Genomic DNA, 6,373 nt, shown 5'->3' on the forward strand with positions numbered 1-6,373 from the left:
TGAAGAGCATGGCCTGCCGGATCGCTTCAGAAGCGACAATGGCCCGCCCTTCGCATCGGCCGGCGTCACCGGGCTGACGCCGCTTGTCGTGCGCTTCATCAAGCTCGGCATCACCCTGGAGCGGATCGCACCCGGCAGGCCACAGCAGAACGGACGTCACGAGCGCTTTCACCTGACCATGCTGCCGATGGCCGAGGCACCGGAAGCCGACCGAACGGCACAGGGCCAGGCCTTCGAGACCTTCCGCCACAGCTACAATGAGGAACGTCCCCATGAGGCGCTGGGCATGGATACGCCCGCCCAGCACTACCGGTCCTCACAGCGCGCCATGCCCAGGACACCACCCGAGCCCGTCTATCCGGCCGAGGCCTCGGTCCGCCGCGTGCGCCACAATGGCGAGATCCGATGGAATGGTGGCTTCATATATGTCTCGCAATCGCTGGCGGGCGAACCGGTCGCTGCGTTGGAGACCGAAGACGGACAATGGACACTCTCATTCCATGCCCACCCGCTCGGCATCATCGACACACGGCACATGAAGCTTGTCCGCCGCAGCGCCGCGCCAACCAATCCGCTTGGCGATGCGGCGGACGCATAGGGGGAGAGAAGTGTCACCTATGTATCCGGTTCAAAGTGTTACCCATCTATCGGCTGGACACGCTGCCCAGGCGGAGCACTCGACGGCCCGACCTGGAACGGACCGGCCGGCGGCAACCGCTTCGCTTGACAATAGGCCCTGTTTGTTCTCTATTTGTTCGGCAAAAACGCCTATCGCAACAGACGCGGCTAATGCTGCAACGCCGCAAAGGGAACGGTCGGGATGGAGCCCACCATCCTGCATGCGGATCTCGACGCCTTCTACGCCTCGGTCGAGCAGCTGCTCGACCCGGCGCTCAGGGGCAAGCCGATCGCAGTCGGCGGCGGCGTCGTGCTTGCCGCCTCCTACGAAGCCAGGGTTTTCGGCGTGCGCGGCGGCATGCCCGGACAACGCGCGCGCGAGCTTTGCCCCGGACTGATCTTCGTCGGCGGCCATTTCGCCGACTATCAGCGGCTGGGCGACGCCGCCATCAAGGTGCTCGACGATTTCACGCCGCTGGTCGAGCGGATTTCCATCGATGAAGCCTTTGCCGATGTGGCCGGCTGCACGCATCTGTTCGGGCCGCCGGCCGAGATCGCCGCCACGGTGCGTCGGCGCGTCCGGGCAGAGCTCGGCCTGCCGATCTCGATCGGCGTGGCGCGCACCAAGCATCTGGCCAAGATCGCCTCGCAGGTGGCCAAGCCCGACGGCCTGGTGGTGGTCGATCCGAACACCGAACTTGCCTTCCTGCATGATCTGCCGGTCGGCCTGATGTGGGGCGTCGGCCCGGCGACCAAGGCGCGGCTGGCCGAGATCGGCATCGAGACCATCGGCCAGTTGGCAAAGACGCATAGCGGGGCGCTGCGAAGGTTGCTCGGGCCCGCCACCGGCGAAAAGCTGGCGTCGCTGGCATGGAACCGCGACCCGCGAAAGCTCGAAACCCACAGGCGGTCGCATTCCGCCGGCGCGCAGTCGGCGCTTGGCAGACGGCCGGCCGAGGCGCGTGTCTTCGGACCCGTCCTGCTGCATCTGGCAGACCGGGTCGCCAGCCGGCTCAGGGCGAAATCACGGCCCGGGCGCACGGTGACGGTGCGCGTGCGTTTCGCCGATCTGCACGCTATCACACGCTCGCTGACGCTCGATCAGCCGATTTCGGCAACCGCGATGCTGGCCGAAATCGCCGGGGAGCTGGTGCGCGGCGTGCTGGCCGCCAACCCTCGGGAGAAGACCATCTCGCTGCTGGCGATCTCGGTGTCGCAGCTAGAAGAAAGTGCCGAGCTGCAGCTGGAGCTGCCGCTCGGGCTTGCCGATGAAAAGCAGCGGCCCGGCAGCAGGCAAGGCCTGGCGCGCTTTGGCGCCGACCGCGCCATCGACAAGATCCGCCAGCGCTTTGGCAGAGAGGCTGTCGGCTATGGCGCCGTGGCGCTGGAAGCCCGGCGCTCGGTTCCCGATGCCTTCCGCGAACTGGCGGAGAAGGAACTGTGAGTGCGGCGCGACGGCAAGGCCAATGTTTAGGCTGGGCCAGTCCGCGCTGCATTGCCGCTCTGTTTGAGCAGGCCGACCAACCAAGCCAGACCCGCATCCATCAGCGCAACCTTCGGCACGATGCTGTTGATGTTGAAGTGGCCGAGCCGGATGGGCGCATCGACGCCGACGACACCGAAACGGCCGCCATACATGGCGAGGAACCGGCGCGGATAGGCCGATATCAGATCAGTCTGCGCAAGCACGGCCAGTCCGAACATGAAGTTGGGGACAGTCAGCGCGACGCGACGCGACAGGCCGCGTTCAGCCAGCACCCTGTCGACAAACCCGTTCGGATCGCCATTGTTCGAGACGACCATATGCTGCACGCTGCAATAGGCGTCGAGGCACGGATCGCCGGCGAAGCGGTGGCCGGCGCGCGTGGCGACGACGAAATCCTCCTCATAGAGCTTGTCGACGGTGAAGCGTGCCGGCAGGCCGTCGAACGGAATCACCGCGACATCCATGGCGCGCGCTTCGAGTTCGGCGACACAGTCGCTCCAGGCAGTAGTGGGCGACGGTTCACCTTGGCGTGGCAGCAGTTGCCGGATGCCGATGTCGATGCCGGGGGCCAAAAGGCGGATCTGGTCGAGCAGCGGCGGCAGGAGCACGGACGATACCGCATCCGGCGCACCGATGGTGAAGCGGCGCGTCGAGCGGGCGGGATCGAACGGCTCGGCGCTGGCGATCACCCGGCGCACCCGCGCCAGGATCTCGGCCACCGGTTCGGCAAGCTCCGTTGCCCGGTCCCGCATGTATGCCAGCGACGCGAATGCCCGCGCGATCGCTACTGAGGCGATCGATGCCGGGTTCCAGCGGATGGTCGATCCCTCGCTGCGGCTGTTCTTCGGGCTGCCCTTCGCGCATTCCGAAGCGATTGCCGACCAGGACCGCTCGGTGGCGCTGTCGCGCGACATCGGCCCGTCCGACCTGAAGCGGGCCGAACATCACCGCGACATCATCCGCCGTTTCGGACGTTTTCCGCACCGCAACCCGATCCTCGGCCGCGCCATGCACGCCCAAGAACAACGCTTTCTCGATGAAGGTGGATTTGCGGGTTAGAGTATGATCCCAAAAAGCGGGTCCGGTTTTTGGAAAAGATCATGCTGCAACAAAGGGTTAGATCATGATGAGATTGCAACCAAATCTCATCATGATCTAGTGCATCGGGACCAAGAAAACCCGGGACGGGACGACGGCGCCGCGAAGGTTGACAGTGCCGATCCGTCTGGCATTATCGCGTAAGCTTGGAGGATTCACTATGAAGAAAACCTATTCGAAGCCTGTTCTGGTCAAAAAAGGCAAGCTTTCGCAGGTTACGGCGCTCGCCAATGGAGCGGGTTCCGGCCCGATTGAGTGAAGTCGTTGAGTCGGACTGTCGCCTGATCTGGCGGCCTCGCCTGACACTGGAGATGCGGCATGAAGAAGACCTATTCGAAGCCGGTGCTGGTCAAGAAGGGCAAGCTCTCGCAGGTTACAGCCGACAATGGTAACGGCTCCGGGCCGGTCGCCGTCTAGCAGCCGATTATCCGACGCCTCGTGCCGTCTGGCCGGGAACAGGGCTTTGGGTGCCCGACGTGGAGAGTGGAAAATGAGGAAGACCTATTCCAAGCCAGTGCTGGTAAAAAAGGGCAAGCTCTCGCAGATCACCGCGAACGGCGCTTCTGCTCCTATTCCGGGCTAAACTCGTTCCCCGGTAGATCGAGATCCTCCTGGCAGAGTCGGGCGGCTTGATCGTTTCCGGAGCATGATCTCCCGCAGGCGGCGGGACCGTTCAGCGCACAACCACCAGATCGTCGAGCACGAGCTGCCAATAGTGGCTCGTTGAAAGGCGCACGCGCGTCACCGCCGCCAGCATCGGCGCATAGTGGACGGGCGCCATTGCCGACAGGACGATCGTGTCGCTGGCGATCAGCCGGTCGCCAAGCCAGCTCTCCACCAGTGCGGTTTCGCCTTCGGACTTCAACCATGCCGCTGTCAGCATCACGGAATGGAACCCGAACGGTTTGTCGCTCGACAATTCGGCCGGGTGTCCGCTGCTCGTATAGCAGACATGGTCTCCCGAGATATTGCCGTTGACGTAACCTTCGCTGCCTTCGGTATGATCGCGCGCAAGTGCGTTCAGGTTGAACCAGGTCAACCCGGCATAACCGGACGGCACCTTGCGCAGGCCGCGCGTCGTGACATCATCGAAACCGATGGCCTGCAAGGGCGCGGCGCTGTCGACAGCCGCGTTCTCGGGCGACAGCAGGCCGAGCTCGGTCGGGTAGGCCGACAAGGCCAGTCGTCGTTCCATGCCATCGCCGGTGACTTCGATCGCGTCGGCGTCATCGGGCAGATCGAGACGGAAACCAGCGCCAGCACTTAGCGGATGCACCGCCACCTCTTGCCCTTTCGCCATCACCGAGATGCTCGCCGAGACACCGTCCGCTACGCGTCCGCTGAGCCGGCGTATCGCAAACAGGCCGACCGGCTGCAGCATTGCTTCCGAGACCAACCCGGTGGGCGAGCCCGGCAGCGGCCGGAGGTGCTGCGACTGGACCTCGTTGGCGCTGCTCGAGCGCCAGCCGGGCGGCAGAGACACGGTGAAGCGGTAGCTGCCCGGCACATGGATGGGCGCGGCCCGACGTTTGGTCGACGCCAGGAAATTGGCAAAGCCGCCGCGATTGCTCCGCGCCGCGGCGACGAAGCGGCCGTCGCCATCATGCAGTCTGACCATGATGCCGGCCATCGGGCGGTCGCCGAGCCCGTAGCGGCCGTCGCGATCGGCATCGAAATAGACAAAGGACGAATGATTGAGCTTGCCGTGGTTGCCCGACCAGTCCCGGCGCACGGCGTAGTCGTTGGCCGGATCTTCACGAAGCCGGGCTCTGCGACGAGACCGCGCCAGCCGCCAGGCGAGAGCCGCCACGACAGCCGCGAACCCGACAAGGAGTATTGCCTTGATCACGGACGGCTCCAAGCAATGCTGTCGGCCCTGCTCATCTGGATCTCCTGCACATACATCGATCATATATCGATGCTGCAGGCGCTTGAGCAACCGGACACGGGACCGGCGGACCACGGCATCGGCGTCACATACATTTTCAGGCACCTATTCCGGCGATGGCACCGGCGGCTTGGTGGTCAGCGCGGCTCCGAAGGCGGCAACGACCACGGCGGCGATGCCCGCGCATTGCAACGGGCTCAGGATCTCGTGCAGGAACAGGAAGCCGGCCAGCGCGCCCAGCGCCGGCTCCAGGCAGGTCAGCGTGCCGTAGAGCCTGGCCGGCATCCGGGTCAGCGCCACCATCTCCAGCCAGAACGGCAAGGCGCTGGAGAACAGCCCGACCAGCAGCGCGCTGACCAGGATCGCCGGTGCGATCGGGCCGGTACCCGCCTCGGCGAGGCCGAACGGCAGGGCGACGGCAGCGGCTATGACCAGCCCGTAAGCCGTGGTCTGGCTGCCAAGCTCGGCGCCCGCCTTTTGCGCAAAGACGATGTAGAGCGCCCAGCAGCCGCCGGCGGCCAGCGCCAGCATCACGCCGACCGGGTCGAGTGAACTGCCGGAGTGGATGAAGGGCGACAACAGCAATATGCCGGCAACGGCCAGCACCACCCAGACGAAGTCGGTGGCGCGCCGCGACGACAGCGTCGCCACGAGCAGCGGGCCGGAGAATTCGAGCGCCACCGCGACGCCGAGCGGAATTCTGGCGAGCGCTGCGTAAAACAAAAGGTTCAGCGCCGCGAGGTTGACGCCGTAGGCGATGAGCCAGGGCAGCACGGCGCGCGGCGGCCGCACCCGCCACGGCCTCAGCACCGCCGCCAGCATCAGCGCGCCCACGACCAGCCGCAGCGCCGTGGTGCCGTTGGCGCCAATCAGTGGAAACACGCCCTTGGCGAAGGCGGCGCCGATCTGGATCGACACCATGGCGCCAAGCAACGCGCCGATCGGCAAGGCCTTCGCTTCAGCTACGGCAATCGGCGTCGACGTCAATTCCAGTCCCTCCGCGCACGACCAGCAGGCCGTAGCGCAGGCCGGAGATAGGGATAAAGGGCCTGGCTGTCGTGTGGCACGAGCGGGCTGTTGATAGGGCAAGGGTGGGAGGCGAACGCCGACGCATTTCCTCTCCCCCGTCGATCGGGGGGGAGGTGGGGGGGGGCGGGGGGGGTTTGGCGCGGGGCGGCGGGCTCGCCCCCCCCCTCGCGCCCCCCCGGCCCGCGGGGTGGGGGGGTGGGGCTGCCGGGCCCGCGGGGGCGGGCGCGCCCCCGCGACCGTCCATCACATCCGCC

At 65.9% G+C, this 6,373-nt stretch carries 9 protein-coding genes; 6 read left to right on the forward strand and 3 right to left on the reverse strand.

Going from position 1 to position 6,373, the window contains the following annotated elements:
* A partial coding sequence (locus NKH22_RS31290) for an integrase core domain-containing protein (protein ID WP_352912412.1) occupies positions 1–598 on the forward strand: 598 nt, incomplete at its 5' end.
* 222 nt (positions 599–820) lie between these two features.
* Entirely contained in the window at positions 821–2,062 is a 1,242-nt protein-coding gene (dinB, locus tag NKH22_RS31295) for a DNA polymerase IV (protein ID WP_352912414.1), read from the forward strand.
* A gap of 26 nt (positions 2,063–2,088) precedes the next feature.
* Here dinB and NKH22_RS31300 read toward each other — a convergent pair whose 3' ends face one another.
* On the reverse strand, positions 2,089–2,856 hold the full coding sequence (locus NKH22_RS31300) for a LysR substrate-binding domain-containing protein (RefSeq protein ID WP_352912416.1): 768 nt from the start codon (positions 2,854–2,856) through the stop codon (positions 2,089–2,091).
* On the opposite strand from NKH22_RS31300, the gene NKH22_RS31305 reads away from it, so the two are divergent.
* The 4 genes from NKH22_RS31305 (at position 2,855) to NKH22_RS31320 (ending at position 3,785) form a co-directional block, all read left to right on the forward strand.
* Positions 2,855–3,163 carry a DUF924 family protein gene (locus NKH22_RS31305; protein ID WP_352912417.1) on the forward strand — a complete coding sequence of 103 codons (309 nt, stop codon included), beginning with the start codon at positions 2,855–2,857 and terminating at the stop codon, positions 3,161–3,163. The two genes, NKH22_RS31300 and NKH22_RS31305, sit on opposite strands and share 2 nt — an antisense overlap.
* 199 nt (positions 3,164–3,362) lie before the next feature.
* On the forward strand, positions 3,363–3,461 hold the full coding sequence (locus NKH22_RS31310) for a hypothetical protein (protein ID WP_023670351.1): 99 nt from the start codon (positions 3,363–3,365) through the stop codon (positions 3,459–3,461).
* A gap of 59 nt (positions 3,462–3,520) precedes the next feature.
* Positions 3,521–3,619, forward strand: a complete 99-nt coding sequence (locus NKH22_RS31315; protein ID WP_023684816.1) for a hypothetical protein — start codon at positions 3,521–3,523, stop codon at positions 3,617–3,619.
* A 73-nt stretch (positions 3,620–3,692) separates the two neighbouring features.
* Positions 3,693–3,785, forward strand: coding sequence for a hypothetical protein (locus NKH22_RS31320; RefSeq protein ID WP_023689018.1), 93 nt, complete (start codon positions 3,693–3,695; stop codon positions 3,783–3,785).
* Positions 3,786–3,875: 90 nt separating this feature from the next.
* Here NKH22_RS31320 and NKH22_RS31325 read toward each other — a convergent pair whose 3' ends face one another.
* Both NKH22_RS31325 and NKH22_RS31330 read right to left on the reverse strand, forming a co-directional pair.
* Positions 3,876–5,051, reverse strand: a complete 1,176-nt coding sequence (locus NKH22_RS31325) for a hypothetical protein (protein ID WP_352807771.1) — start codon at positions 5,049–5,051, stop codon at positions 3,876–3,878.
* 144 nt (positions 5,052–5,195) lie between these two features.
* Positions 5,196–6,077, reverse strand: a complete 882-nt coding sequence (locus tag NKH22_RS31330; RefSeq protein ID WP_352807773.1) for an EamA family transporter — start codon at positions 6,075–6,077, stop codon at positions 5,196–5,198.
* Positions 6,078–6,373 lie beyond the last annotated feature (296 nt).

Source organism: Mesorhizobium sp. M1252, assembly GCF_040318265.1.
Taxonomy (GTDB): Bacteria; Pseudomonadota; Alphaproteobacteria; order Rhizobiales; family Rhizobiaceae; genus Mesorhizobium.